Annotated in this window: 27 protein-coding genes and 1 tRNA gene; 10 read left to right on the top strand and 18 right to left on the bottom strand. The window is 70.5% G+C overall.

From position 1 onward, the window contains the following. The first annotated feature begins 111 nt into the window (after positions 1-111). Positions 112-1,749, top strand: coding sequence for a sensor histidine kinase (locus ACI3KY_RS08180; RefSeq protein WP_404929676.1), 1,638 nt, complete (start codon positions 112-114; stop codon positions 1,747-1,749). 169 nt (positions 1,750-1,918) lie between these two features. Then, a complete protein-coding gene (locus ACI3KY_RS08175; protein WP_404929675.1) occupies positions 1,919-2,206 on the top strand; it encodes a WXG100 family type VII secretion target in 288 nt (95 codons plus the stop codon). A 76-nt stretch (positions 2,207-2,282) separates the two neighbouring features. Here the strand turns inward: ACI3KY_RS08175 and groL are convergent, their stop codons facing one another. The 5 genes from groL to ACI3KY_RS08150 all read right to left on the bottom strand — a co-directional run bounded on the left by groL (position 2,283) and on the right by ACI3KY_RS08150 (position 6,360). Next, positions 2,283-3,902 carry a chaperonin GroEL gene (gene groL / locus ACI3KY_RS08170; protein ID WP_194413383.1) on the bottom strand — a complete coding sequence of 540 codons (1,620 nt, stop codon included), beginning with the start codon at positions 3,900-3,902 and terminating at the stop codon, positions 2,283-2,285. Positions 3,903-4,091: 189 nt separating this feature from the next. Beyond that, positions 4,092-4,292, bottom strand: coding sequence for a cold-shock protein (locus tag ACI3KY_RS08165; RefSeq protein ID WP_194413382.1), 201 nt, complete (start codon positions 4,290-4,292; stop codon positions 4,092-4,094). A gap of 132 nt (positions 4,293-4,424) precedes the next feature. Beyond that, positions 4,425-4,994, bottom strand: coding sequence for a LytR C-terminal domain-containing protein (locus ACI3KY_RS08160; protein ID WP_404929674.1), 570 nt, complete (start codon positions 4,992-4,994; stop codon positions 4,425-4,427). A gap of 76 nt (positions 4,995-5,070) precedes the next feature. Next, positions 5,071-5,319, bottom strand: coding sequence for a DUF3263 domain-containing protein (locus tag ACI3KY_RS08155; protein WP_194413380.1), 249 nt, complete (start codon positions 5,317-5,319; stop codon positions 5,071-5,073). Between the two features lie 9 nt (positions 5,320-5,328). Further along, a complete protein-coding gene (locus ACI3KY_RS08150) occupies positions 5,329-6,360 on the bottom strand; it encodes a DUF2332 family protein (protein ID WP_404929673.1) in 1,032 nt (343 codons plus the stop codon). Positions 6,361-6,544: 184 nt separating this feature from the next. Here ACI3KY_RS08150 and msrB point away from each other — a divergent pair, with 184 nt between their 5' ends. After that, the gene (msrB, locus tag ACI3KY_RS08145) at positions 6,545-6,961 is read left to right on the top strand and encodes a peptide-methionine (R)-S-oxide reductase MsrB (protein WP_404929672.1); all 417 of its coding nucleotides are present in this window, start codon (positions 6,545-6,547) and stop codon (positions 6,959-6,961) included. After that, positions 6,961-7,497 (top strand): nitroreductase family protein, encoded by a 537-nt coding sequence (locus ACI3KY_RS08140; protein WP_404929671.1) that lies wholly within the window; start codon positions 6,961-6,963, stop codon positions 7,495-7,497. The genes msrB and ACI3KY_RS08140 overlap by 1 nt, the downstream gene beginning before the upstream one ends. Before the next feature lie 138 nt (positions 7,498-7,635). Here ACI3KY_RS08140 and bcp read toward each other — a convergent pair whose 3' ends face one another. From bcp to ACI3KY_RS08115, 5 genes are all read right to left on the bottom strand, one after another. Further along, positions 7,636-8,109: a thioredoxin-dependent thiol peroxidase gene (gene bcp / locus ACI3KY_RS08135; protein WP_404929670.1), complete on the bottom strand. Its 474-nt coding sequence runs from the start codon at positions 8,107-8,109 to the stop codon at positions 7,636-7,638. A 38-nt stretch (positions 8,110-8,147) separates the two neighbouring features. Next, positions 8,148-9,062, bottom strand: a complete 915-nt coding sequence (locus ACI3KY_RS08130; protein WP_404929669.1) for an HpcH/HpaI aldolase/citrate lyase family protein — start codon at positions 9,060-9,062, stop codon at positions 8,148-8,150. Between the two features lie 301 nt (positions 9,063-9,363). Further along, on the bottom strand, positions 9,364-10,320 hold the full coding sequence (locus tag ACI3KY_RS08125; RefSeq protein ID WP_404929668.1) for a DMT family transporter: 957 nt from the start codon (positions 10,318-10,320) through the stop codon (positions 9,364-9,366). Positions 10,321-10,395: 75 nt separating this feature from the next. Continuing rightward, positions 10,396-10,471 (bottom strand) — tRNA-Thr (locus tag ACI3KY_RS08120). Positions 10,472-10,509: 38 nt separating this feature from the next. After that, entirely contained in the window at positions 10,510-11,466 is a 957-nt protein-coding gene (locus ACI3KY_RS08115) for a DsbA family protein (RefSeq protein ID WP_404929667.1), read from the bottom strand. A gap of 224 nt (positions 11,467-11,690) precedes the next feature. On the opposite strand from ACI3KY_RS08115, the gene ACI3KY_RS08110 reads away from it, so the two are divergent. Continuing rightward, positions 11,691-12,794 (top strand): ABC transporter ATP-binding protein, encoded by a 1,104-nt coding sequence (locus tag ACI3KY_RS08110; protein ID WP_194413372.1) that lies wholly within the window; start codon positions 11,691-11,693, stop codon positions 12,792-12,794. A gap of 71 nt (positions 12,795-12,865) precedes the next feature. Next, positions 12,866-14,170, top strand: coding sequence for a DUF4032 domain-containing protein (locus tag ACI3KY_RS08105; RefSeq protein ID WP_404929666.1), 1,305 nt, complete (start codon positions 12,866-12,868; stop codon positions 14,168-14,170). Between the two features lie 106 nt (positions 14,171-14,276). Here ACI3KY_RS08105 and ACI3KY_RS08100 read toward each other — a convergent pair whose 3' ends face one another. From ACI3KY_RS08100 to cysS, 3 genes are all read right to left on the bottom strand, one after another. Next, complete coding sequence (locus ACI3KY_RS08100) at positions 14,277-14,918, bottom strand: NAD(P)-dependent oxidoreductase (protein ID WP_404929665.1); 642 nt, start codon at positions 14,916-14,918, stop codon at positions 14,277-14,279. Positions 14,919-15,020: 102 nt separating this feature from the next. Next, positions 15,021-16,013, bottom strand: a complete 993-nt coding sequence (rlmB, locus tag ACI3KY_RS08095; protein ID WP_194413369.1) for a 23S rRNA (guanosine(2251)-2'-O)-methyltransferase RlmB — start codon at positions 16,011-16,013, stop codon at positions 15,021-15,023. Between the two features lie 30 nt (positions 16,014-16,043). Beyond that, entirely contained in the window at positions 16,044-17,501 is a 1,458-nt protein-coding gene (gene cysS / locus ACI3KY_RS08090) for a cysteine--tRNA ligase (RefSeq protein ID WP_404929664.1), read from the bottom strand. A gap of 92 nt (positions 17,502-17,593) precedes the next feature. On the opposite strand from cysS, the gene ACI3KY_RS08085 reads away from it, so the two are divergent. After that, on the top strand, positions 17,594-18,544 hold the full coding sequence (locus ACI3KY_RS08085) for a DMT family transporter (protein ID WP_404929663.1): 951 nt from the start codon (positions 17,594-17,596) through the stop codon (positions 18,542-18,544). A gap of 56 nt (positions 18,545-18,600) precedes the next feature. Beyond that, the gene (locus ACI3KY_RS08080; protein WP_404929662.1) at positions 18,601-19,068 is read left to right on the top strand and encodes a GNAT family N-acetyltransferase; all 468 of its coding nucleotides are present in this window, start codon (positions 18,601-18,603) and stop codon (positions 19,066-19,068) included. Positions 19,069-19,089: 21 nt separating this feature from the next. Here ACI3KY_RS08080 and ispD read toward each other — a convergent pair whose 3' ends face one another. Further along, entirely contained in the window at positions 19,090-20,295 is a 1,206-nt protein-coding gene (gene ispD / locus ACI3KY_RS08075; protein ID WP_404929661.1) for a 2-C-methyl-D-erythritol 4-phosphate cytidylyltransferase, read from the bottom strand. Between the two features lie 103 nt (positions 20,296-20,398). Then, complete coding sequence (locus ACI3KY_RS08070) at positions 20,399-20,881, bottom strand: CarD family transcriptional regulator (protein WP_045298114.1); 483 nt, start codon at positions 20,879-20,881, stop codon at positions 20,399-20,401. A 177-nt stretch (positions 20,882-21,058) separates the two neighbouring features. Between ACI3KY_RS08070 and ACI3KY_RS08065 the strand changes: the two genes are divergently transcribed. Next, positions 21,059-21,589: a DNA modification methylase gene (locus tag ACI3KY_RS08065; RefSeq protein ID WP_404929660.1), complete on the top strand. Its 531-nt coding sequence runs from the start codon at positions 21,059-21,061 to the stop codon at positions 21,587-21,589. Between the two features lie 69 nt (positions 21,590-21,658). On the opposite strand, the gene ACI3KY_RS08060 is transcribed toward ACI3KY_RS08065, so the two are convergent. Both ACI3KY_RS08060 and ACI3KY_RS08055 read right to left on the bottom strand, forming a co-directional pair. Further along, positions 21,659-22,342 (bottom strand): response regulator, encoded by a 684-nt coding sequence (locus tag ACI3KY_RS08060; RefSeq protein WP_404929659.1) that lies wholly within the window; start codon positions 22,340-22,342, stop codon positions 21,659-21,661. Then, complete coding sequence (locus ACI3KY_RS08055; RefSeq protein ID WP_404929658.1) at positions 22,339-23,658, bottom strand: sensor histidine kinase; 1,320 nt, start codon at positions 23,656-23,658, stop codon at positions 22,339-22,341. Before ACI3KY_RS08055 ends, ACI3KY_RS08060 begins: the two co-directional genes overlap by 4 nt. 169 nt (positions 23,659-23,827) lie before the next feature. Between ACI3KY_RS08055 and phoU the strand changes: the two genes are divergently transcribed. After that, complete coding sequence (gene phoU, locus ACI3KY_RS08050; RefSeq protein WP_404929657.1) at positions 23,828-24,505, top strand: phosphate signaling complex protein PhoU; 678 nt, start codon at positions 23,828-23,830, stop codon at positions 24,503-24,505. 86 nt (positions 24,506-24,591) lie between these two features. Here phoU and ACI3KY_RS08045 read toward each other — a convergent pair whose 3' ends face one another. After that, positions 24,592-25,341: a phosphoglyceromutase gene (locus ACI3KY_RS08045; RefSeq protein ID WP_404929656.1), complete on the bottom strand. Its 750-nt coding sequence runs from the start codon at positions 25,339-25,341 to the stop codon at positions 24,592-24,594. Positions 25,342-25,369: the final 28 nt, after the last annotated feature.

The following is a 25,369-nucleotide window of genomic DNA, read 5'->3' as shown; positions in this document are numbered from 1 at the left end:
CTGGCGCAGAAGCCTGACGCGATCACCCGGTCGTGGCGCGGCACGAGTCTGCGTGCCAAGGTCACCGGGGTCACTGTCGCGCTCCTGGCGATCGGTCTCATCGCCGCCGGTGTGGGCACGGCGGCGTTCCTGCGCAACTCGCTCATCGACGGCGTCGACACGCAGGTCGATGCTCTTGCACGGACGGATGCTGCCAGCCCCCTGCTCGAGTTGAGCGCCGAGGACGGCAAGCTCACCGTCGAGCCGCTCGACAACGCGCCCACGACCGACTACTTCGTGGCCGTGTACGAGCCTGAGAACGGCGACCTCGTCGCCACCGCGGGCGGACGAGGTGGCCCCGAGCCGGCGTTCCCGGATTCCTACCCGCTCGACCACGCCGTACCACGGGAACTCGACATCGTCACGCTCCCCTCGGTCGACGGCGACGCCGAGTTCCGAGCGACCGTCACGGTGCAGGAACTGGGCAACTCCGGGCTCTTCTACACCCAGATGGTCGCCGTCCCCCTCGCCACGGTGAACCGCACCATCGCCTCGTACATCGGCATTTACAGCATCCTGGCCCTGTTGATCCTCGTGGGCGGCGCCGTCGCCACGCGCTACCTCGTCACGCTCACCTTCCGCAGCCTCGGCCAGGTCGAATCCACCGCCGACGCGATCGCGGCCGGCGATTTCAGCCTGCGCATGACCGACATCGAGCCGACGACGACCGAGGTCGGACGCCTGAAGACCGCGATCAACGCGATGCTCGACCGCGTCGACGCCGCCCTCACCCAGCGCGATGCCACCCTGCGGCAGATGCGGCGGTTCATCGGCGACGCCAGCCATGAACTGCGCACGCCGCTGGTCACCGTACGGGGCTACGCCGAGCTGTACCGCATGGGCGCCGTGCGCGGCGACGAGGACATCGCCCAGTCGATGGAGCGCATCGAGAAGGAGGCCATCCGCATGGGCCTCCTCGTCGAGGATCTGCTCGCGCTGGCACGCCTCGACGAGCGTCGCGACGTCGTCATCGGACCGGTCGATCTTCGCCCGGTCGCGCGCGACGCCGCCCTCGACGTGCGGGCGGCCGCGCCGGCACGCCCCGTCACCGTCATCGACACCACGCTCGAAGACGCCGCGGAAGCAGTCGTGACCGAGTCCACGGCCACCTCCGACGACAAGCGGCGAGCGGGGAGCCCGTCGGCCATCTCCCGCGCCGGGGCGACGCTGTCGCTGCTGCGGAGGCGGCCCAAGCCTCTGCCGTCGACGGGCGCCGCGCAGACGGCGGCATCCCCGCTCCTCCCCGAGGCCGACGGGGCCCCGTCGGCCGACGAGCTCGAACCGGTGGTGCTCGGCGACGAGAACCGCATCCGGCAGGTCGTCGCCAACCTGCTCGGCAACGCGCGACGCTTCACCGCCGAGGACTCGCCCATCGAACTGCGCGTCGGTGTCGATGCCCGCACCCGCATGGGATGGATCGAGATCGCCGATCACGGCGAGGGCGTGCCCGATCAGATCAAGGACAAGATCTTCCAGCGCTTCTGGCGTGCCGACACCTCGCGCACGCGCGAGACGGGTGGATCCGGCCTCGGACTGTCGATCGTGGCGTCCATCGTCGAGGCGCTGCACGGGTCGGTCGACGTCGTCGACACCCCCGGCGGAGGTGCGACGTTCCGCGTGGCGTTCCCCCTGGCCGACGCCCGCGCAGCCGTGGAGCACGTCGACATTCCGACGCAGCCGATGCGGCGTGTGGACAGCCCCCTCGAGTAGACGCTCCCCCTTGGGGCAGGTCGGGATGGGACCGCTCCTCCCCAGCCGGCGCCGCGTGTCCATCGTCCACAGATGACGACGGATGCCGCTCCCCGCGCCGTGCGGGCGCCTAGCGTTGCGGTCACCGCGGTTCGGCATCCGGCCTCCGCACGTTGATCAGGAGCCCATAATGGCCGTCTTCACCGTCGACAGCGACAGCATCCTCACCTCGACCGCCACCGTGCGCGGCACGATCGACCGGCTGCAGGCGGAGTCGAACGCGATGCTCGCACAGCTGACCCAGCTGCAGTCGTCGTGGACCGGATCGGCTGCGGTGGCGTTCGCCGGCGTCGTCGAGCAGTGGCGCGCCACGCAGCGTCAGGTCGAGGAGTCGCTCGCGAGCATCAACGCGTCGCTCGCCGCCGCCGGCCGGCAGTACGCCGACACCGAGCTGGCCACGACGAGCCTCTTCCGCTGACCCTGTCGGCAGAGACGCAGAACGGCCCCTCGGCGAGGAGGGGCCGTTCTGTGAACGCGTTACGCGATGGGCTGGATCAGAAGTCCATGCCACCGGTCGGGTCGCCGGCGGGAGCCGAGACCTTCTCCGGCTTGTCGGCGACGACGGCCTCGGTCGTGAGGAAGAGGCCGGCGATCGACGCGGCGTTCTGCAGCGCCGAACGGGTCACCTTGGCGGGGTCGATGATGCCCTGTGCGAACAGGTCGCCGTACTCGCCCGTGGCGGCGTTGAGGCCGTGGCCGAGCGGGAGCTCGGAGACCTTGTTCGCCACGACGCCCGGCTCGAGACCGGCGTTGAGAGCGATCTGCTTCAGCGGAGCCTCGATCGCGACGCGCACGATGTTGGCACCGGTCGCCTCGTCACCCGTGAGCTCGAGCGCGTCGAGAGCCTTGCGACCCGACTGGATGAGCGCGACGCCACCACCGGCGACGATGCCCTCCTCGACGGCCGCCTTCGCGTTGCGCACGGCGTCCTCGATGCGGTGCTTGCGCTCCTTCAGCTCGACCTCGGTGGCCGCGCCCGCCTTGATGACGGCGACGCCACCGGCGAGCTTGGCGAGGCGCTCCTGGAGCTTCTCGCGGTCGTAGTCGCTGTCGGTGTTGTCGATCTCGCGGCGGATCTGGGTCACGCGACCCTCGATCTGCGCGGCGTCGCCCGCACCCTCGACGATCGTGGTCTCGTCCTTCGTGACGATGACCTTGCGCGCGCGGCCGAGCAGGTCGAGGGTGGCGTTCTCGAGCTTGAGACCGACCTCCTCGGTGATGACCTGGCCGCCGGTGAGGATCGCGATGTCCTGCAGCTGCGCCTTGCGACGGTCGCCGAAGCCGGGAGCCTTGACGGCGACCGACTTGAAGATGCCGCGGATCTTGTTGAGCACGAGGGTCGCGAGAGCCTCGCCGTCCACGTCCTCGGCGATGATGACGAGCTCCTTGCCGTCCTGGATCACCTTGTCGACGATCGGCAGAAGGTCCTTGATGTTGGAGATCTTCTGGTTCGCGATGAGGACGTAGGCGTCTTCGAAGACGGCTTCCTGGCGCTCGGGGTCGGTGACGAAGTAGGGGTTGATGTAACCCTTGTCGAACCGCATGCCCTCGGTGAGCTCGAGCTCGGTGCCGAACGTCTGCGACTCCTCGACGGTGACGACGCCTTCCTTGCCCACCTTGTCGATGGCCTCGGCGATCAGCGCGCCGATCTCGGGGTCAGCGGCAGAGATCGAAGCCGTGGCAGCGATCTGCTCCTTGGACTCGACCTCCTTGGCGGACGCGAGAAGCTCGGCGGTGATGGCGGCGACGGCCTTCTCGATGCCCTTCTTGAGGGAGATCGGGTCGGCGCCGGCCGCGACGTTGCGCAGGCCCTCGCGCACGAGCGCCTGAGCGAGCACCGTCGCGGTGGTCGTGCCGTCACCGGCGACGTCGTCGGTCTTCTTGGCGACCTCCTTGACGAGCTCCGCGCCGATCTTCTCGTACGGGTCGTCGAGTTCGATCTCCTTGGCGATGGAGACACCGTCGTTCGTGATCGTGGGGGCGCCCCACTTCTTCTCAAGCACGACGTTGCGACCGCGCGGGCCGAGCGTCACCTTGACGGCGTCGGCCAGGATGTTGAGGCCGCGCTCGAGGCCACGGCGGGCCTCCTCGTCGAAAGCGATGATCTTTGCCATGTGTGTGTCGTCCCTCCGGAACGTTGGCTCTGGGTATTAGCACTCAACAATCACGAGTGCTAAATCATTCTGGCACTCGACCCTATCGAGTGCAAGCCGCGATGACGGATGCTGAAACACGAGGAGACGGGATGCCTCGCGGCATCCCGTCTCCTCGTCGGGTTCAGCGCAGAGCGCTGTGACAGTCGTTCAGACGACGCGCACGGCCTCCGCCTGGGGGCCCTTCTGGCCGGATCCCACCTCGAACTCCACGGTCTGGCCCTCTTCGAGCACGCGGAAGCCCGTCATGTCGATGTTGGAGTAGTGGACGAAGACGTCCTGGCCGTCCGTGACGGTGATGAAGCCGAATCCCTTCTCGGCGTTGAACCATTTGACGGTGCCCTGGGTCATGCGAATCTCCTGTAGCCGGCGGTGCAGGGCTTCATCGTATGCAGGCGAAAACACGGCCTCGACGCGATTCGTCACTTGTTGACACGCAGGAACACAAGTGTTTACCGGCGCGAAACACAGCCCGATCCGAGGTCACGGGGTGGGAGTCGGAGCCTGCCCGGCCGCGGTGCGATCGAGACCGATCACGACGGTCAGCTGGGGCACGTCGGGCGACGTCGCCGGATAGGCCTCGCTCTGCTCGATCGCGGCGCCGCCGATGACCCCGGCGAGTCCCGCCGCCGCAGCTTCGTCCGCCGGGTCGACGTAGAAGACGGTGGTCGTGGGGAAGTCCTGCGAGCCGGCCTCGCCCGCGGTGACCTTGTCATCGGCCCAGCCCGCGCCGGTGACCACGTCCTTCATCTGCGTGGCCAGTCCCTGCTCGGGCGTGGCATTGAGGATCATGACGTCGTAGTTCATGTCGATGACGGGAGTGACCTCGGGCGCCGGCGCGACGGTGGGAGTGGGTGTCGGGACCAAGTCGATGCGGCCCGAGGCGAGCAGCGTGCCGAAGATGCCGATGACGATGAGCACGACGGTCGCCAGCGCCGCCCACAGCAGCACGACCCAGCCGCGCATGCGCGGGTTCTCCGCCCGGTGAGCGCCGACGCGGTCCGTCTCCGGCACATCGTCGAAGCGATCCCGAGGGTAGCTGGTGGTCGGCACCCGTCGATGCTACCCGGCGAAGGCTGGGCGTCCCGCGCGCGACAGCCCGTCCCGCCGCAACCGGCGCGGGAGGCCGTCAGCGCGCATCGGCGGCGCGTGCGGCGCGCTCGTGCACCCGTGCGTCGCGCAGCCGCCGCAGCCGCTTCACGAGCATCGGGTCGTGCTCCTGGGCCTCGGTGGTGTCGATCAGCCGCCCGAGCAGCTGGTAGTAGCGCGCCGGCGAGATGCCGAGCTCTGCCCGGATCGCCTCCTCCTTGGCCCCCGCGTGCCGGCGCCACTCGACCTCGAAGTCGAGGAGGGCGCGATCGCGGTCGGTCAGAGGCACGCGTCCACGCTAGCCCGCGGCATCCGTCCCGCCCTGGCGCGACGCGCGCCAGTGCGCGAACGCGCCCAGCGGATCCACCGCGGCAAGCGGCTGCCCGTCGCGGCCGAGCACGAAGCCGCCCCACGTGCCGGGGTCGACGGGCGGTCGCCACCGCTCGTGCAGCGTGGGCGGGTCGATCGTGATCCACACCGCTCGCCGTTGGGATCCGAGCGCCGACACGGCGTCCAGCAGCCGTTCGCGCCCCGCCAGCGGGATGTGCGGGAGCACCCCGGGAGTCGTCACGACGAGCGTCGCGCCCGCCGGGGCTCGCGCGACAGCGGCGTGCAGCACATCGGTGTCGGAGGCATCGCCGGCCATGAGCAGCGGCGGCTCTGCGGCGACGATGTCGAGGGCCGCACCGATCCGCTCGGCACGCCCCGACTCCCCCGGCCACACCAGGCTCGTGAGGAAGCGGCGGTCGCCGGCGTCGGCGGCGTCGAGCGGATGGAGGTCGATCCCGGCTCGCCACACCACCTGCGGCACGCGCAGGGGCGGGTCACCCGTGACATCGCAGTCCAGCACGACGGTCGACACTCCGTCCGGCGGATCCAGCGCGTGGAGGCCGTCGTCGGTGCGGTAGCGGTAGGAGTAGCGGTCGGGATACAGGCAGAGGCCCGCACTCGCACCCACCTCGAGCAGCGCGATCGGTCCCGGCACGGTGGCCAGCGCCGGCAGCAGCACCGCGCACCGCTGCGGCTCGTTGGTCTGCAGGCTGCGGACGGATGCCTCGGCCACGGCCTCGTCGGCATGCGCCCGCAGCCACGCGGCCCAGACGGGGAACGCCTCTTCCGGCGCCCCGAGCATGCGGGTCACGGCGAAGACGAGCGGCGGCTGGCGATGCGTCGCGGGAATGCGCGCGAGGATCGCGGCGAGCCCGGGATCGGCGGCGACTCCCGCGGCCCAGTCGGCGTAGAGGGCCGACCGCCCCGGCGCCTCGTCCCTGGCGAATCGCTCGTACCGCTCCACGACGGCGACGGTCGCGGCATCCGGGTCCTCCGTCATCCCGCCATCCTCTCGCACGCGCCCCGCCCTCGGTCGGGGCGCCCCGTGAACGTCCGGGGCGCAGGCGACACGCCCCCGAGGCTCATGCCGCGCCCCAACCCCGGCGCCCGCGGCCCGCCACCCCGGCGGCTGAGGTTGAATGGAACCTGCAGTGCACGGCCGGACGCCGTGTCGAGGAGGAACCATGACCTACGCCGTCGACAAGAGCGACGCCCAGTGGCGCGAAGACCTGACCGCCGAGCAGTACGCGGTGCTGCGGGAAGCGGGCACCGAGCGGCCGTGGACCGGCGAGCTGCTCGACGAGAGCCGCGCCGGGCTGTACACCTGTGCGGCATGCGGCGCCGAGCTGTTCCAGAGCGGCACCAAGTTCGACTCGCACTGCGGGTGGCCGAGCTTCTACGAGTCCATCCGCCCGGAGGCGGTCGAGCTGATCGAAGACAACAGTCACGGGATGGTCCGCACCGAGGTGCGCTGCGCGAACTGCGGCTCGCACCTGGGCCACGTGTTCCCCGACGGCTTCGGCACCCCGACGGGCGACCGCTACTGCATGAACTCGCTCTCGCTGCAGTTCACGCCCGGCGACGACACGGCCACCGCCTGATGCCCGGAGCTCTGCAGGCCGCGCTTGCGCGACGGTCGTGGTCGAAGGTGACCGACGAGGCGCCGACGCATGACGAGCTGCTGCAGATCGTGGCGGCGGCCGGCAGGGTCGCCGATCACTCGTCACTGCGGCCCTGGCGGCTCATCGAGCTGCGCGGCGACGATCGCGACCGGCTCGGCCGCGCGATCAACAAGGCCGATGGCGAAAAGGGCGCCTCCTCGAAGCCGCTGCGCGCGCCGCTGCTGATCGCCGTCGTCGCCAGCTACCGCAAGAGCCACAAGGTGCCGCGGTGGGAGCAGGAGGCCGTCGCCTCCGGCGTCGCGCACGTGCTGAGTCTCCTGCTCGACGAGGCCGGCTGGGGCGTCATCTGGCGCACCGGCCACTACACCCGGGCGAAGGCCGTCGCGAAGGCGCACGGCCTCAAGAAGAACGAGGAGCTCCTCGGCTGGCTCTACGTCGGCGGCAAGCCGGCGCGCTCGCGGCCCGAGCGTCGCAAGGCTGTCGACGCCGGCGCGCTGCTCACCCGCATGCCCTGAGCCTCGGCACCGCTCGGCCACGCCGATGCGGTGCGGCCGTCGAGAGCGAGGGACACGAAGGGATGCCGCGCCTCGTGGCGTCCGCGGACGCCACGAGCGGTGCGGCGCCCGCGGACGGCGGGCGGCCGCCCGAAAATGTCAGGCGGCGAGCTGTGCGCGGAGGCGGTCGACGTGCCCCTTCGGGTCGACACCGTACTCGGCCGACTCGATGGACCCGTCACCGGACAGCACGAAGGTCGAGCGGATCAGGCCCACACGCTCCTGGCCGTTGACGACCTTCGTGCCCCACGCGCCCCACGCCTCCGCGACGGAGTGGTCCTCGTCGGACAGCAGCGGGAACTGCAGCTGCTCCGCTTCGGCCCACTCGGCGAGACGCTCCACCGAGTCCGGCGAGATGCCGACCACGGCAGCGCCGGCCGCCTGCAGCGAGGCGAGATTGTCACGGAAGTCACACGCCTCGGTCGTGCAGCCCGGCGTGAACGCGGCCGGGTAGAAGTAAACGATCAGGCGGCGGCCGGCGAAGTCCTCCGGCCGCACCACGGCGCCCGTGGCATCGGGAAGCGCGAAACCGGGATTCGCGTCGCCTTCGTGCAAGCGGATGGATTCAGCCATGTCATGCGTCCCTTCGACGTTCGGCGGTGCGGCATCGCTCACGAGGTGGGGTGCACCCCGAAGGCGATGGCCAGCTTCTCGATCTTCTGCGCCCGGCCCAGCCGGGGCAAGTCGCTGCCGTCGCGGATGACGCGACCGCGGCTCTCGAAATCTGTCAGGAAGTCCAGCGCCCACTCGACCTCGCTGGGGGCGGGGCAGATCACCTCGTTGATCACCGGCGCCTGCTCCGCCGCGAGACAGAGCTTGCCGGTCATGCCCATCGAGACGGTGATCGCCGAGTGCTCGCGCAGGGTCGGCATGCTGTTGCCCACCGTCGGTCCGTCGATCGGGCCGGGAAGGTCGCCCACGCGGCTGGCGACGACCAGGCGCGCCCGGGGGTAGGCCATCGCCTCGGCATCCGCACTCATGCCGGTGTCGCGACGGAAGTCGCCACTGCCGAACGCGAGCCGGAAGGCGCCGCGCGCCCGCGCGATGTGGGCGGCGTCCTCCATGCCGAGCGCCGACTCGATCAGGGCCACCACCGGCACGCTGGCACGCAGACGGTCGAACGAGCTCGTGACCTGGTCGGGCGACTCCGTCTTGGCCAGCATGATGCCCAGGAGGCCCGGAACACCGACGAGCGCGGCCAGGTCGTCGGCCCAGAACGGGCTCGCCGCATCGTTCACCCGCACCCACGCCCGGCCGCCGCCGGCCAGCCAGTCGACGACGTCCTGCCGCGCCTGCGGCTTGTTGCGCGGGTCCACGGCGTCCTCGATGTCGAGCACGACGGCGTCGGCGCGAGAGGCCGCCATGTCTTCGAAGGACTCGGGACGCGTGCCGGGCACCAGCAGCCAGGAACGCGCGATCGACGGATCGACGGCGCGGTGGCGCAGCTGACGGGTCGAGCTCAGCGTGCGCAGGTCTTCCTCGGGATCGAGGACCTCTGCGCCGTTGCCATAGGGATCTGCCGACATCTCACTCTTCTTCCGGACTTCAGGTCTGACGCGGCTCCGACCGCAGGGCCGCCCGGCCGCGTGGGGGCGCCGCGGGTGACGGTGGGGAGTCTCCAGCCGGGGACGTCTTGTCGGGTCCGCCGGGGGTGTCCACGCGGACCGCGATGCGGTCGTGCGACATGACGGCCTGGTGGGCCGATGGTCGCGCCGCCTTCCATTCCATCACCTTCTCGCCGGAATGGGCGGACGAGCCGGGGTGCGCTCGCGACCCTCGCCCGGACGGGCACCGTCATGCCGCGGCCGAGCGGACCCGGGTGCGACGTCAGCGCCGAGGTCGCGGCATCCGTCTCCAGGGCACCACCGCGACGACGACCGAGAGGATCGCGAGAGTCGACATGAGCAGCGACGCCGCGAGCGTCGGAGCGGCCGCGGCCGGCCAGATCGCGTCGATCAGCACCGACGTGACCACCTGCCCGACGACGGTGCCGAGGCCCAGCAGCAGCACCCCGGTGTAGGGCACGAGCGCCGCCGCGAGGAAGATGTACGCGACCCCGATCACGCCGCCCAGGTACAGCCACGGGTCCGGCGGGTAGGACGCGGGGGGACCGGCGACGGCGGTATGGATGAGCTCGGCGGCGCCCAGCACGGCGGTGCCGCCGATGAAGTTCACGAGCGTCGCCGTCAGCGGCGTGCCCACGCGCTGCCGCAGCCGACCGTTGACAGCCGACTGCCACGCGATGCCGGCGCCGACGAGGAAGGGCAGCACGACGAGCACCGGCGGGGCGTGAATGCCCCCGGCGAGCGACACCGCGGCCGCGAGCACCGCCAAGGCCCCGCCGACCAACCGGGCGGGCGTCACCGCCACGATGCCGGCCGGTCCGATGCCTGCGCGGTCGAGGAGCAGTCCGCTCACGGTCTGCCCGGCCACCACGCCCACCGTGAACAGTGCGACGCCGATGATGCCCACCGCCAGCGACTGGGTGGCGACCGAGAGGGCACCGGCGACGCCGCCGCACAGCATCCAGATCGGGATGCCGCCCCCGCGCACGCCGGTGATCAGCGCACGCGCGCCCCGCCGGCCCTGCGGAAGGGCCGCGGACAGGACGATGAGCACGATGAGGCCCGAGCCGAACGAGATCACGGCGGCGGCGAACCCGTCTCCGATGCGCAGGCCGAGCTGGCCGTTGATGCGCGCCTGCACCGCGGTCAGCACGCCGATGAGAGCGGCACCGCCCAGGCCGATCCAGACGGGCGGGCGGAATGCGGTCACCCGATCCATCTTGCCTGCCCGGCGGTCCCGTCGATGACGGAGCGAGGTCTGCCGCCGCCGCTGCACCGAGCGCCGCGGGTGATCTGGAGCCGACTACGGGACTTGAACCCGTAACCCCCTAATTACAAGTTAGGTGCGCTACCAATTGCGCCAAGTCGGCAGAGCGCCCAGTCTAGCGGCGCCCGTGCGGGCACCCGATCAGGGCGCGGTCGTCGGCGTGGGGGTCGGTGTCGGCGTCGCCTTGTAGTAGGCGTCGCTCGCGACCGTGAGGACGAACTGCGCGAACTCCTTCGCGTCGCCGAGCTTGCCCACGTACTGCGTGCCGTTCACGAGAACCATCGGCGTGCCGGTGAGGGCCGCGCCGTCGGTGCCGGGCAGCTCCTGCAGCGCACGCTCGGTCGCCGTCTTCGCCCATGAGGCGTACGACTGCTCTTCGATGCACGCGCGCACGACCTTGGGTCCGTCGAGTCCCGTGGCGATCGCCATGGCGGCGAGCTCGCTGTCGCTGTAGCCGTCGGAGTCGACCTCGGGCTGCTGGCGCAGCAGCGCGTCGTTGAATGCGAAGAAGTAGTCGGGCGCGTTCTGGGCGACGCACGCCGCTGCGCCGGCGGCGCGGAGCGAGTACTTCGTGCCGTTCGACTTCGCCGTGAGCATCGCGACCGGGTAGTACGTCAGGGTCGCGGCGCCGTCGTCCACCCACTCCGAGAGCTGCTTCATGTTGGCGAGCTGGAAATCACGCGAACCGGTCGAGAGATAGTCGACGTAGACACGGATGTCGACGGCCGGCGCCTCGGTGGGGCTGGCGGTCGGCGTCGGCTCCGGTTCGGCCGTGGGGCTCGGGGCGGCAGGCTCGCCATCGAGCTGGCCGTCCGCGTCGGATTCCTCGGCACCGACTCCCCCGCCGGTGACATCGCTCACCACGAAGCCGTCGTCGACGACGTTCGCAGGGCTCATCATCGGCTTGGAAGCGCTCGAGGACACGGTCCACGTCACGACGATGGCGATGACGGCGACGAACGCGACGGCGACGACGGCGAGGGACGTGCGCCGGATGAGGCGCGCCCGCGACTGCCGCGCCTTGACCTGCTGCGCCTTCTCACGCACGGCGTCGCGGCGCTCGCTGGACGCGGCGTTCTGTGACTCGTCGCTCGACATGGGACCTCTCGGGGCGGGAAAATCTGCCGGATTCCGGCGGGACCGAACGGGAAAGCGGCCGTCCACGATGCTAGTCAGCCACCCTGGGAAATGCCCAGACGCAACCTCCGTGCGCGCCGTGTCATACTGTTCGTGCGCCCGATGACGGGCGTGCGGGAGAGCCCCCGCTCATTCCATCACTACGGATCGTCCGGCACGTACCTGCCGGTGAAGGAGAAGAGAACATGGCGTCTGTCACGTTCGACAACGCAACTCGCCTGTACCCCGGGGGCACGCGCCCCGCTGTGGACAAGCTCAACCTCGAGGTCGCCGATGGCGAGTTCCTGGTCCTCGTCGGCCCCTCGGGCTGCGGAAAGTCCACGTCGCTGCGCATGCTCGCGGGCCTCGAAGAGGTCAACTCGGGCCGCATCCTGATCGGCGACCGCGACGTCACCGACGTCCCCCCGAAGGACCGCGACATCGCGATGGTCTTCCAGAACTACGCGCTGTACCCGCACATGACCGTCGCCGAGAACATGGGCTTCGCGCTCAAGATCGCCGGTGTTGGCAAGGAGGAGCGCGCCGCTCGCGTCCTCGAGGCCGCGAAGCTGCTCGACCTCGAGGAGTACCTGACCCGCAAGCCGAAGGCGCTCTCGGGTGGTCAGCGTCAGCGCGTCGCCATGGGCCGCGCGATCGTCCGCCAGCCGCAGGTGTTCCTCATGGACGAGCCGCTGTCGAACCTCGACGCCAAGCTCCGCGTGCAGACCCGCACCCAGATCGCGTCGCTGCAGCGCCGCCTGGGCGTCACCACCGTCTACGTCACCCACGACCAGACCGAGGCCCTCACCATGGGCGACCGCATCGCGGTCCTCAAGGACGGCCTCCTGCAGCAGGTCGGCACCCCGCGCGACCTGTACGAGAAGCCGAACAACGTGTTCGTCGCCGGCTTCATCGGCTCGCCCGCCATGAACCTGTTCCCGGCGCACCTCGCCGAGGGCGGCGTCCAGTTCGGCGACACCGTCGTGGGCATCGAGGCCGACACGCTCGGCAAGGCGCACGGCACCGACGTCACGATCGGCGTCCGCCCCGAGGACATCCAGGTCGCCCCCGCGGACGGCAAGGGCCTCACGGTCACGGTCGACCTCGTCGAGGAGCTCGGCGCCGACGGCTACCTGTACGGCCACACCGACGTCAACGGCAAGCGCACCGACATCGTCGCGCGCGTCGACGGCCGCCGTCACCCGATCGCGGGCGACAAGGTCGCGCTGGCTCCGGTCCCCGGCCACGTCCACGTGTTCGACATCGAGTCGGGCGAGCGCCTCACCGACAGGGCGATCGCCGCGGCGTAAACCGTTTCGCATCGCGACGGCGCGGGTGGGAGTGATTCCCCCGCGCCGTCGCTGTCTTTTCAGGAGGGGACGTGCCTGACGCCCTGAGCATCACCGCCAGCAGCGTCGACCCGGGGCTGCTGACACTGCCCTGGTCGACCCCGCTCGGGGACTGGCCGTCGCAGAACATCGTCTTCCTCCCCAAGGGCATCTCCCGCCACCTGGTGCGCTTCGCCAACCTCTCGGGCCGCGTGGTCGCCATCAAGGAGACGACGCAGGCGATGGCGCAGCGCGAGTACGACATGCTCGGCAATCTCGCGCGTCTGGACGTCCCCTGCGTCGAGCGCGTCGCGGTGATCGCCGGACGGACGGATGCCGCGGGCGAGCCGCTCCCCGCCGCGCTGGTGACCGCGCACCTGAAGTTCTCCCTCCCCTACCGCGCCCTGTTCACGCAGGTGCTCCGGCCCGACACGGCCACCCGCCTGGTGGATGCGCTCGCCCTGCTGCTGGTCAGACTGCACAACGTCGGATTCTTCTGGGGCGACGTGTCCCTGTCGAACACGCTCTTCCGCCGGGATGCCGGCGCCTTCGCCGCCTACCTCGTCGACGCCGAGACCGGCGAGCTTCACGAGAGCGGCCTGACGCCCGGCCAGCGCGCGCACGATCTGGACGTCGCCCGCACCAACATCGCCGGCGAGATCATGGACCTCGAGGCCGGCGGGCGCCTGGAGGGCGGCGTCGACGCCGTCGCCGTCGCGGACGGGATCGTGTCGGCGTACCACGCCCTGTGGGCGGCGCTCACCGACGAGGAGAGCTTCGGCTCAGACGAGGCATGGCGCCTCACCGAGCGCGTCCAGCGGCTCAACGACCTCGGGTTCGACATCGGCGAGATGTCGATCCAGGCGACCACCGACGGCACCCGGGTCTCGATCCAGCCGAAGGTCGTCGACGCCGGACACCACCAGCGACGGCTGCTGCGTCTGACGGGCCTCGACGTCGAGGAGAACCAGGCACGGCGCCTGCTCAACGACCTCGACGAGTTCCGCGCGCGCATCTCTCGGCTGGGCGACGACGAGGAGATGGTCGCGCACGAGTGGCTCACGCGGGTGTTCGAGCCGGTCGTCAAGGCGATCCCCTGGGACCTGCGATCCAAGCTGGAGCCCGCCGAGGTCTTCCACCAGCTGCTCGAGCACCGGTGGTACCTGTCTCAGGCGAAGGGCAAATCGGTGCCGCTCGCCGAGTCGCTCACCAGCTACATCGACAACGTGCTCCGTCACCGCCGCGACGAGGCGACGCTGATGGGTCCGCCGACGGAGACCGTGTCGCTGTCGATCATCACGTCCCCGAACGCCGTGATCGACGACGAGGACGAGATCGACTGGCGAGACCTGGTCTAGCTGCCACGCGGTCGGGCGACCGCGGGCTCTGCGCCGCCAGGAAGCGCGAAAGGGTATGTTCCCGCGCACCAGGTGTGCGGAGACATACCCTCTCGTGATCCCGGGGTCAGTAACCCACGGTGAAGCGCTTGCGGGGGTGCTGAGGGTTCTCGATCTCATCGACGATGGCGACCGCGAGGTCCTCGCCCGAGATGTAGGACTCGCCCTCGGCATCGGTCACGATGACGTCGCCGCCGGTGCGGTACGAACCCGTGCGCTCGCCCGGGTTGAACGCGCCGAATCCGCCGGCGGGGTGGATGTAGAACCAGTCGAGCGACTCCGGCCCGGCCTGCAGGTCTTCCAGGATGCCGATGGCCTCGAGGGCTTCCGGCTTGTAGTCCTCGCTGAACGACGGCAGGTCGACGACCCGCTGCCCGTCGTCGGTCACCAGGCTGCCGCCGGCGCCGCCGATGACCCCCAAGCGCACGCCGTCGGGCAGAAGCGACGCGAGCGCGGCGATGTTCGGGCGCACGAGGCCCAGCATGTCGCCGCGTGGCGCCACCGCAGAGACCACGACGTCGACGCCCTCGAGCTGCGCGAGCAGGTCGGGAACGTCGGTCAGCGACCCCTCGATGTACACGGCGCCGGGCTGGCGCTCGCTGGGAACGCGGCGCGCGATCGCGAGAACGCTGTGGCCGCGATTCACCGCCTCGGCGACGATGTGACGACCGGCATAGCCGGAGCCTCCGATGACGGCGATGCGTGCCATGGTGTGCCTTTCGATCTGTCGTACCGCCGGACGCTCGCCGGCTCTGGGTGAGACAAGGCCGCGACGCGACGGTTCATTCCCCTGAATGCGTCATACGGCGACTCAGGCGGGCGGTGCCGTGCGGAGAGTCGCGACCTGATAGAGGGCGACGGATGCCGCGATGCCCGCGTTGAGCGACTCGGTGCTCGACGAGATCGGGATCGAGACGATCTGGTCGCAGGTCTCGGTGACGAGACGTGAGAGGCCCTTGCCCTCCGAGCCGACGACGATGACGACCGGCTTGTCGGCGAGCTGGAGCGCCGGAAGGGAGACCTCTCCTCCGCCGTCGAGGCCCAGGACGAACACGCCCTGCTTCTTGAAGTCCTTGAGCATCGCGGTGAGGTTCGAGGCGAGCGCGACCGGGATGCGCGCCGCCGCGCCGGCGCTGGTCTTCCAGGCCGCCGAGTTCACGCTCGCCGAGCGGCGCTGCGGCACGATGACGGCCTGGCCGCCGAACGCCGCTGTCGACCGGAGGATCGCGCCGAGGTTGCGGGGATCGGTGATGCCGTCGAGCGCGACGAACAGGGGCGTCTGGCCCTTCTCGATCACCTGCTCCAGCAGGTCCTGCGGGTGTGCGTACTCGTACGGAGGCACCTTGAGGGCGACGCCCTGGTGCACACCGTCGAAGCCCGCCATGCGGTCGAGCTCCGGCCGCGTGACCTCGAGCACGGGGATCTCGCGATGAGTGGCGATCGAGAGCATCTCCTTCACGCGGTCGTCCATCTCGACGCGCTGCGCGATGTAGAACGCGGTAGCCGGGATCTTCGCGCGCAGCGCCTCCAGCACGGAGTTGCGACCGGTGACGGTCTCGGTGTCGTCATCCTTCTTGCCGGGGCGCGGCGAACGCGGTGCCGACTGACCGGGCTGGGCCTTGCCGCCCGCGGCCGCATAGCGCTCGGCGGCCGCCTTGCGCTTGCCGGCCGGGTGCCAGGCCCGGTCCTCCGCCTTGGGGGTCGGTCCGCGGCCGGCCAGCGACCGCTTGTTCTTGCCGCCGGTCCCCTTCGTGGGACCCTTCTTGTTGCCCTTGCTCGCGCCGGGGCGTCCTGCCTTGGCCATCAGTTCTCCTTCATGCGGGGCGCCGCCCCGTCAGTTGCTCTCCGCAGGACGAGGTGTGTCGGCGACACTCCAATGCGTCCCGTCGGGTCCGTCTTCGAGGGCGATGCCGGCCGCCGCGATCGCGTCGCGGATCCGGTCGGCGGTCGCCCAGTCCTTGGCCGCTCGCGCGTCGGCGCGCTGAGCGATCATCGTCTGCACCAGCGCGTCGAGCGCGGATGCCTCGGCCGAGGCATCCGTGGAGCGCCAGTGGGGGTCGAGGGGGTCGATGCCGAGCACTCCGGTCATCACGGCGACGTCGGCGAACGCCCGCAGCGCGGCATCGCGGTCGCCGGCGTCCAGCGCGGAGTTGCCTTCGCGCACGGCCTCATGAAGGACGGCGAGCGCCTGGGGCACCCCGAGGTCGTCGTCGAGGGCCGCCGCGAAGGCCGCGGGGACCGCGGCATCCACGCGCACGTCCTCGGTGCCGCGAAGCGTCCTGATGGCGCGCTCGAGGAAGGTGCGGATGCGGTCGAGCGCCGCCTCCGCCTCGTCGAACGTCGAGCCGGTGATGTCGAGGTTCGAGCGGTAGTGCGCCGCGGCGAGCGCGTAGCGCACGACCAGCGGATCGCGCTGACGCAGGACGTCCTCGGCGAGGACGAAGTTGAACAGCGACTTCGACATCTTCTGCGCACCGACGGTCACGAGGCCGTTGTGCACCCAGTAGCGGGCGAAGCCGTCGCCGGCGGCCGTCGACTGGGCCAGCTCGTTCTCGTGGTGGGGGAAGCGCAGGTCGAGCCCGCCGCCGTGGATGTCGAACTCGCTGCCGAGGTAGCGCCGCGCCATCGCGGAGCATTCGATATGCCAGCCCGGGCGTCCCGCGCCCCATGGGGAGTCCCACGTCGCCGAGGCCGGCTCGTCGGCCTTCGTGCCTTTCCACAGGGCGAAATCGCGGGGGTCGCGCTTGCCGCGCGGGTCCGCGTCCGCCGCGGGCTCCATCGCGTCCAGGCTCTGGCGGGTGAGCGAGCCGTAGGACTCCCACGACCGCACGTCGAAGTAGACGTCGCCCGCGGCGTCGACGGCCTCGGCGCCGGTGGACGGAGCGGCGTACGCGTGTCCCGCCTCGATCAAGCGCGCGATCAGCTCCTGCATCTGCGGGATGGATGCGGTCGCCCGCGGTTCGTACGTGGGCGGAAGGATGCCGATGGCGGTGTACGCGCGCGTGAACTCGAGCTCCATGCGGTAGGCGAGCGCCCACCACGGCTCGCCGTCGCTCGCGTTCGCGAGCACCTTGTCGTCGATGTCGGTGACGTTGCGGACGAAGGTGACGCGGCCGTAGCGGTGGGCGAGCCATCGCCGCAGGATGTCGAAGCTCAGCGCGCCGCGGAGGTGCCCGATGTGCGGACCGGACTGCACGGTCGGACCGCAGACGTAGATCGTGACGTTTCCGGGGTCGAGGGGCACGAAGTCGCGCAGGGCCTGCGCCTTGGTGTCATACAACTGAACCGTCACCGGACCAGCCTACCGGCGGGTCCCGCGGCGACTCCTGAGAGACCGGTAGGGGCATGTCCGTCGGAGCGCGACGAAGCGGATATAAACGGAGGGTGCATGTGCTCGCCGTCCTCGCCGCCGCGCTGCTGTTCGGCACCACCGGCACGTCCCAGGCGCTCGGGCCCGATGGCACGACGCCGCTGTCGGTCGGTGTCGTGCGCATGGTCATCGGCGGCGCGGGTCTCGCCGTCATCGCGTTCGCGCTCGCCGCCCGACACGCGCGCCGACGCCCGGAGGCCGCTGTCAAGAGCCTCGGGTCGCTGAGCCTCTCGAGGGGCGGCATCCGCCCGCTCGCCCTCATGGTGCTCACCGGCGTCTGCATCTCGGTCTACCAGCCGCTGTTCTTCCTCGGCACCACGCGCAACGGGGTCGCCGTCGGCACCGTCGTCGCGCTGGGGTCGGCGCCGATCCTGGCGGGTCTGCTCGAATGGGCGCTCACGCGACGGATGCCGACACCCACGTGGATGGGTGCGACGGCGCTCGCGACGATCGGCGTCGTGCTGCTGGGTTTCGGCGGCGAAGCGGGCGCCGCGGGAGGGACGGATCCCGTCGGGCTCCTCGGCTCCGTCGGCGCCGGTGCCTCGTTCGCGGTGATCGCCAACGCGCAGCGGCGGCTGCTCGACGACGGCTGGGACCCGTTCACGGTCGTGGGGGCCATGGGCGCGAGTTCGGCGATCATCTGCGCGTGCGCCGTGCCGTTCGTCGACCTCACCTGGCTCGGTACGCCGACGGGCGTGGCGATGGCGCTGTGGCTCGGGTTCGCCACCATCTCACTCGCCTACGTGCTGTTCACGTGGGGTCTCAGCGGCCTGACCGCCGCCACCGCGGCCACCCTCACTCTGGGCGAACCGCTCACCGCGAGCGTGCTCGGGATCGTCGTGCTCGGGGAACGGCTCTCAGCGCTGGCCATCCTCGGTCTGTTCGTGCTCGCGGCGGGGCTGGCTCTGCTGGCCTGGGGATCGCGCACGCCGCGCGACCCCGCGCCGTTCGCTGTCGAGGCGTGAGGGCGCGGACGGCTCGAAACACGACGGCAACAGCGGCGTGGCACACTGGGCGCGACATGCAGCGCACCATCGAGATCCGCACGGACGACCTGACCGGCGAGGCCACACGGCGCCTCGTCGCCTTCCACTTGGCGGGGATGCACGAGACCTCGCCCGCGGAGAGCGTGCATGCGCTCGACATCGACGCGCTGCGGCATCCGTCGCTCTCGGTGTGGTCGGCGTGGGTGGACGGCGAGCTCGCGGGTGTCGGGGCACTCAAAGCGATCGATGCCGATCGCGGCGAGATCAAGTCGATGCGCGTCGACGACCGGTTCCGTGGCAGCGGCGTCGGGCGCGCGATGCTCCGTCACATCATGGACGAGGCACGACGGCGGGGCATGGCGAGCCTGTGGCTCGAGACCGGAGCGACCGCCGACTTCGCGCCGGCGCAGCGGCTCTACGAGAGCGAGGGCTTCACGACCTGCGGTCCGTTCGAGGGCTACGCGCTCGATCCGTTCTCGATCTTCATGACGCGCGCGCTCTGACCACGCCGGGCACTCCTCCCGTCAGGCGGGGACCACGAGGGCGACGGCGAACACCGATACCCCTTCCGTCCGCCCGGTGAACCCGAGGCCGTCGGTCGTCGTCGCCGAGACCGACACCGGCGCTCCCCCGAGTGCGGCCGACAGTGCCCGCTCGGCTTCGGCACGGCGCCCCGAGAATCGGGGGCGGTTCGCCTGCACCTGGACCGACACGTTCCCCACGCGCCACCCCGCCTCACCCAGGAGAGCGACCGTACGGCTGAGGAACACGTCCGCGTGCGCTCCCGCATACTCAGGGTGGTCTGTGCCGAAATGCGTGCCGATGTCGCCCAGTCCGGCGGCGGAGAGCAGCGCGTCGACGATGGCGTGGGCGACGGCATCCCCATCGGAATGCCCCGACAGCGGCGCTTCGCCGGGCCATTCGAGACCAGCGAGCCACAGCGTGCCGTCGCCGCCGAAGGCATGCACGTCTGTGCCGACGCCCACGCGAGGGATCGGATGCGGGTTGTCGAGGTGCGCGACGCCGTGCGGGGCCGGGGCAGCGAGCAGGTGGTGGCGGGCGCGGTCGAGGTCGGCCGCGGTCGTGATCTTGAAGGCGAGCGGATGCCCCGGCACGGCCGCGACGGCATGACCGGCCTCGGCGACCAGGGCCGCGTCATCGGTGAACTCGGCGCGGGCCGAGGCATATGCCTCGTCCAGCACGTCACGGCGGAATCCCTGCGGCGTCTGCGCGGCCGCGAGTTCGGCGCGGTCGACCACGGCGACGATCTCGTCGGCCACGACGCGCTTGATGGTGTCGATGACCGGAAGCACCGGGATCGCACCGGGAGCCCCCGCGGCGATGGCGCCGATCACGCGCTCGAACACCTCGGGCGGGGTCAGTGCCCGCGCCGCGTCGTGCACGAGGACGATCTCGACGTCGGCCCAGAGCGCATCCAGTCCGGCGGCGACGGAGGCCTGACGGGTCTCCCCGCCGACGACCACCGACACGAGGTCCCGTCGGTCGCCCGCGGTCGCGAGGGCTTCGCTCAGAGCGTCCCCCTCACGCCCTGCCGGGGCGACGATGACGACCTGGGCGGGCGGTGCGGCGAACACACCGGCCAGCGCGTGATGCAGGATGCTGGTGCCGTCGATGCCGACGAATGCCTTCGGCGCGCCGGCTGCCAGCCGGGTGCCCGAACCAGCCGCGACGACGACGACGCCGATGCGCGGGACAGGGGTGATACTCACCCGTTCACGCTAGCGCGATCGGCTTCGAGCGCTGCGCACGCGATCACCGGCGAGACGGCGGACACAGCAGAACGGCGCCCCGTAGGGCGCCGTTCTGGGAGTCTCAGCTTGCGAGGACCTCGTCGAGGAGGACGCTGGCCTTCTCCTCGTCGGTCTTCTCCGCGAGGGCCAGCTCCGAGATCAGGATCTGCTTCGCCTTCGCGAGCATGCGCTTCTCTCCGGCCGACAGGCCGCGATCCTGGTCGCGGCGCCAGAGGTCGCGCACGACCTCGCTGACCTTGATGACGTCGCCGGAGGCGAGCTTCTCGAGGTTGGCCTTGTAGCGGCGCGACCAGTTGGTCGGCTCCTCCGTGAAGGGAGCACGCAGCACCTCGAAGACCTTGTCGAGACCCTCCTTGCCGATCACATCTCGGACGCCGACCAGGTCGACATTCTCTGCGGGGACTTCGATGATGAGATCACCCTGCGTGACGTTGAGCTTCAAGTACTTCTTCGTCTCGCCCTTGATGATCCGGTCTTTGACCTCGATGATCGTTGCCGCACCGTGATGGGGGTAAACGACCGTCTCGCCAACCTCAAAAAGCATGGAGTTATGTCCTTTCGGCAACCTCCAGGATACCACAGGAGAAATACGCTAAGGTTCTCCGCCCCTCCCGCCGAGCGGCGATGCATCCCCCGCCGGGCATCGGCCACCGCGCCGCTCGGTGCGGTCGGCGAGGAGCCCCTAGAATGCTGGAGAACCGTCATCCGTCTAGGAGGATCCGTGATCTCGATACACCGCCACAGCGGTTCTGCGCGCGGACGATCCGCGGCGGCACTGGGCACCCGCAGCCGCCGGCTGATCGCCTCGCTGGCCGTCGGCGGAGCGCTCGCCCTGACCGCGACCGGCTGCAGCATGATCTCGCCTCAGGCGACGACGCTCCCCTACTCGGCGGCAGAGGGCACCAACGTCCACGGCTCGGGTCCGCTCGAGGTGCGCAACGCCCTCATCGTGGCGAACGAGGACGGCTCGGAGGGCAACTTCGTCGCCGCGATCATCAACCGCACCGAAGATTCGCACACCCTCAACGTCGAGTTCGGCGAGGGCGGCCCCGCCCTCGAGGTCCGGGTACCCGCGAACTCGACGGTCAGCCTCGGCTCCGACGAGGACGAGCCGCTGCTGGTCGAAGACCTCGACGCGCTGCCCGGCACCGACATCACGACGTTCTTCCAGTCGGGCGATGCCGAAGGCACGCTGGTTTCCGTACCCGTCCTCGACGGCTCGCTGGACTACCTCTCCGCGCTCGCGCCCTGAGCGGCCGCGTCGCACACACGACGAAGAGGGCGCCCCGGTCGGGGCGCCCTCTTCGTCGGTCGGCGGCGCTCAGCCTTCGAAGCGGTAGCCCAGACCGCGCACGGTGACCAGCATCTCGGGCGCACCGGGATTGCTCTCGATGCGCGAGCGGATGCGCTTGATGTGCACGTCGAGCGTCTTCGTGTCGCCGAAGTAGTCGCTGCCCCACACCCGGTCGATGAGCTGACCGCGCGTGAGCACCCGCCCGGCGTTGCGCATCAGCACCTCGAGCAGTTCGAATTCCTTCAGAGGCATGTTGATCTCGCCGCCCTCGACCGACACGGTGTGCCGGTCGATGTCGAGCACCACGCGCCCGCCTTCGAGCACGCGATCCTCGAGGTCGGCGTCGATCTGAGAGAAGCGGCGCAGCACGGCCCGCATGCGCGCGAGCAGCTCACGGGCCGAGTAGGGCTTGGTGACGTAGTCGTCCGCCCCGAGCTCGAGTCCCACGACGATGTCGACCTCCGAGTCCTTCGCCGTCAGCATGATGATGGGAACCGCCGAGGTGGTGCGGATCTGCCGGCAGACCTCGGTCCCCGGCATCCCGGGCAGCATCAGGTCGAGCAGCACGATATCGGCGCCGCGTTCGCGGAACGAGGTGAGGGCGGCCGGGCCGTCCTCGGCGATCTCCACGTCGTACCCCTCGCGGCGCAGGAGGTAGGCGAGCGGGTCGGCGAGATCGGGTTCGTCCTCGACGATCAAGACGCGGGTCATGCGGGATCTCCATTCCTGCCGGAGGCGAGGCTCTCACCGGCAGCGGGGCCGGCGGTGGTTCGGGTGGCCGTCCCGCCGCCGGCGGCAGCAGGAGCAGCAGTGGTGGGGGTCGCAGCGCCGGCGGCGGTCGCGGTCGGCCGCTTCCTCTTGCGCCCGCGCTTGGCCGCGGGCTCGATCTCCGGTGCGTCGATCTGCGGCAGCCGGATGGTGAACGTCGACCCGCGGCCGGGGCGCGACCAGAGGCGCACCTCCCCGCCGTGTCGCTGCGCCGCATGCTTGACGATCGAGAGTCCCAGCCCGCTGCCGCCGGTGCGTCGGGCGCGTGCCGGATCGGCGCGGTAGAAGCGCTCGAAGACACGATCCTGCTCGCCCTCGGCGATGCCGATGCCGCGATCGGTCACCGCGATCTCGACGACGCGGTCGACGGCCTTGATACCCACCCCCACGCTCGAGCCGCGGGGCGAATAGGCGATGGCGTTCGCGATGAGATTGCCCACCGCCTCGCTCAGGATCTGGGCGTCACCGTGGACGTACAGGCCGCGGACGCCGCCGCGCACCACCTCGACGCCCGCCGAGTCCGCCTGAATCGCATGCGCATCGAGCGCGGAGGCGACGACCTCGTCGATGGAGACATCGCGCTGCGGCAGTTCGTCGGAGGCCTGCAGGCGGGAGAGGTTCATGATCCGCGAGGTCAGCAGGGCGAGCCGGTTCGCCTCGGCCTGCAGCCGGGTCGCGAAGATGCGCACCTGCGGCGGGTCGTCGGAGGCGGACTCGATCGCTTCGGCGAGCAGGCTCACGGCGCCCACCGGCGTCTTGAGCTCGTGGCTCGTGTTCGCGACGAAGTCGCGGCGCATCTCTTCGACCCGTTCGCGTTCGGTGATGTCGCGCAGCACGAAGAGGGTCAGCCGGGGCGAGATCCGGGACGCCCGGACGACCACGAGGCGAGGCTCGGCCGGCGGCGCGCCGCGCCGGATGCGCATCGTCTCGGTCGCGCTGGTCTCGGTCACGACGGACTCGCTCGTCCGCACGCGTCGCACGAGCGAGCGCAGCTCGTCGCTCGGGAGCGTGCCGCCTTCGACGAGGTCGAATGCGGCGGCGGCTGCCGACGCGGCGAGGATCGTGAACGACGCGTCGACGACGAGGGCGGCGTCATCCATCCCGTGGAGCACGCCGCGGACGCCGTCGGGGATCTCGACGGACATCTCCGCATGTGCGCGGTCGCGCGCCCGCATCGCCGCGACCACGACGGCGGAGATCGAACCGCCGATGATGATCCCCGCGAGGAGGGCGAGCAGCGCGAGCTGCGTCGTGTCCATGCGACCAGCGTAGATGCACGCGCGAGGCGCGATCCGACGGGAACGGGAAGGCTGCCGCATCAGCCCGGTACTGTTCACCGCGGGGGCACCATCCGTTAACCTTCCCTGGCGATGATCGGCGGGGCGCGGGCGCGAGCCTCTTCCCCGAAACCACGAAAGGTGCGTCGGAATGCGCGAAGTCTTCCACCAGTCCCTCGAGGACGTGCAGGGGCGTCTGGTCGAGATCGCCGAACTCGTCACGGTCGCCATCGACAAGGCGACGCGCGGGTTCGGCACCAGCGACGTCGCCCTCGCGGAGGAGGTCATCGAGGCCGACGCGATCATCGACGAGAAGGCGGTCGAACTCGACGAGCTCGCGATCGAGATCCTGGCCCGTCAGCAGCCGGTGGCGCGGGATCTGCGCATCGTCGTCAGCGCGTTGCGCATGAGCGCGTCGCTCGAGCGGATGGGCGACATCGCCGAGCACATCGCGCAGCTCACGCGCATGCGGTTCCCGGAGCGCGCCATCCCCAAGGGGCTGAAGTCGACCTTCCTCAAGATGGGAGAGCTCGACGTCGAGGCCGCTCGTCAGCTCACCGAGCTGCTGCGCACCCAGGACGGCGACCTCATCGATGAGATCCGCAACGCCGACGACAAGCTCGACGAGCTGCACGTGTCGGTGTTCGAGAAGGTGCTGAGCGACAGCTGGCAGGGCGACCCCTCGGCCACCGTCGACGCCACGCTCGCCAGCCGCTACCACGAGCGCTTCGGCGACCACGCGGTGTCCGTGGCGAAGAAGGTCGCCTACCTGTCGACGGGCGACTGGACGACCAGCACCGACGCCATCGACATCGTCAAGCCGCAGTAGCACCGCGCGCCACGCCGCCCGACATGCCAAGAGCGGATGCCTCGATACGAGGCATCCGCTCTTCTGTGCGCGTCAGACGCGAAGCGTCAGGCCTTGCCCTGGTTCGCGACCGCGGCGGCGCCGGCAGCGGCGGCCTCGGGGTCGAGGTACTCCCCCGGGCTGAGCGGGCGGAGGTTCTCGTCGAGGCGGTACACGAGCGGGATGCCCGTGGGGATGTTGAGCTCTGCGATGTCGGCGTCGCTGATGCCGTCCAGGTGCTTGACCAGACCGCGCAGCGAGTTGCCGTGCGCGGTCACGAGGACGGTCTTGCCGGCCTTCAGGTCGGGCACGATGTCGCTGTGCCAGTACGGCAGCATGCGGTCGATCACGATCTTCAGCGACTCGGTGTCGGGCACCTCGCCGTCGATGCCGACGTAGCGCGGGTCGCCGACCTGGCTGTACTGGTCATCGGCTGCCAGGGGCGGCGGCGGAACGTCGAAGGAGCGGCGCCACAGCATGAACTGCTCGTTGCCGAACTCCTCGAGGGTCTGCGCCTTGTCCTTGCCCTGCAGGGCACCGTAGTGGCGCTCGTTCAGGCGCCAGGAGCGCTTGACGGGGATCCAGAGGCGATCGGCCGCGTCGAGGGCGATGTCGGCGGTCTGGATGGCGCGGCTCAGCACCGAGGTGTGGAGGACGTCGGGAAGGATGCCGGACTCGGCGAGCAGCTCGCCGCCGCGCGCGGCCTCGGCCTTGCCCTGCTCGGTGAGGCGGACGTCGACCCAGCCCGTGAACTGGTTGGTCTTGTTCCACTCGCTCTGGCCGTGACGGAGGAGGATCAGCGTATAGGGCGCGGTCATGCGCCCCATGATATCGGGGCGACGGCGC

This window comes from Microbacterium sp. ZW T2_14 (assembly GCF_044987405.1).
Taxonomy (GTDB): domain Bacteria; phylum Actinomycetota; class Actinomycetes; order Actinomycetales; family Microbacteriaceae; genus Microbacterium.
Note: the sequence above shows the minus strand (reverse complement) of the source record. Positions and strands in the feature narration are given on the sequence as shown.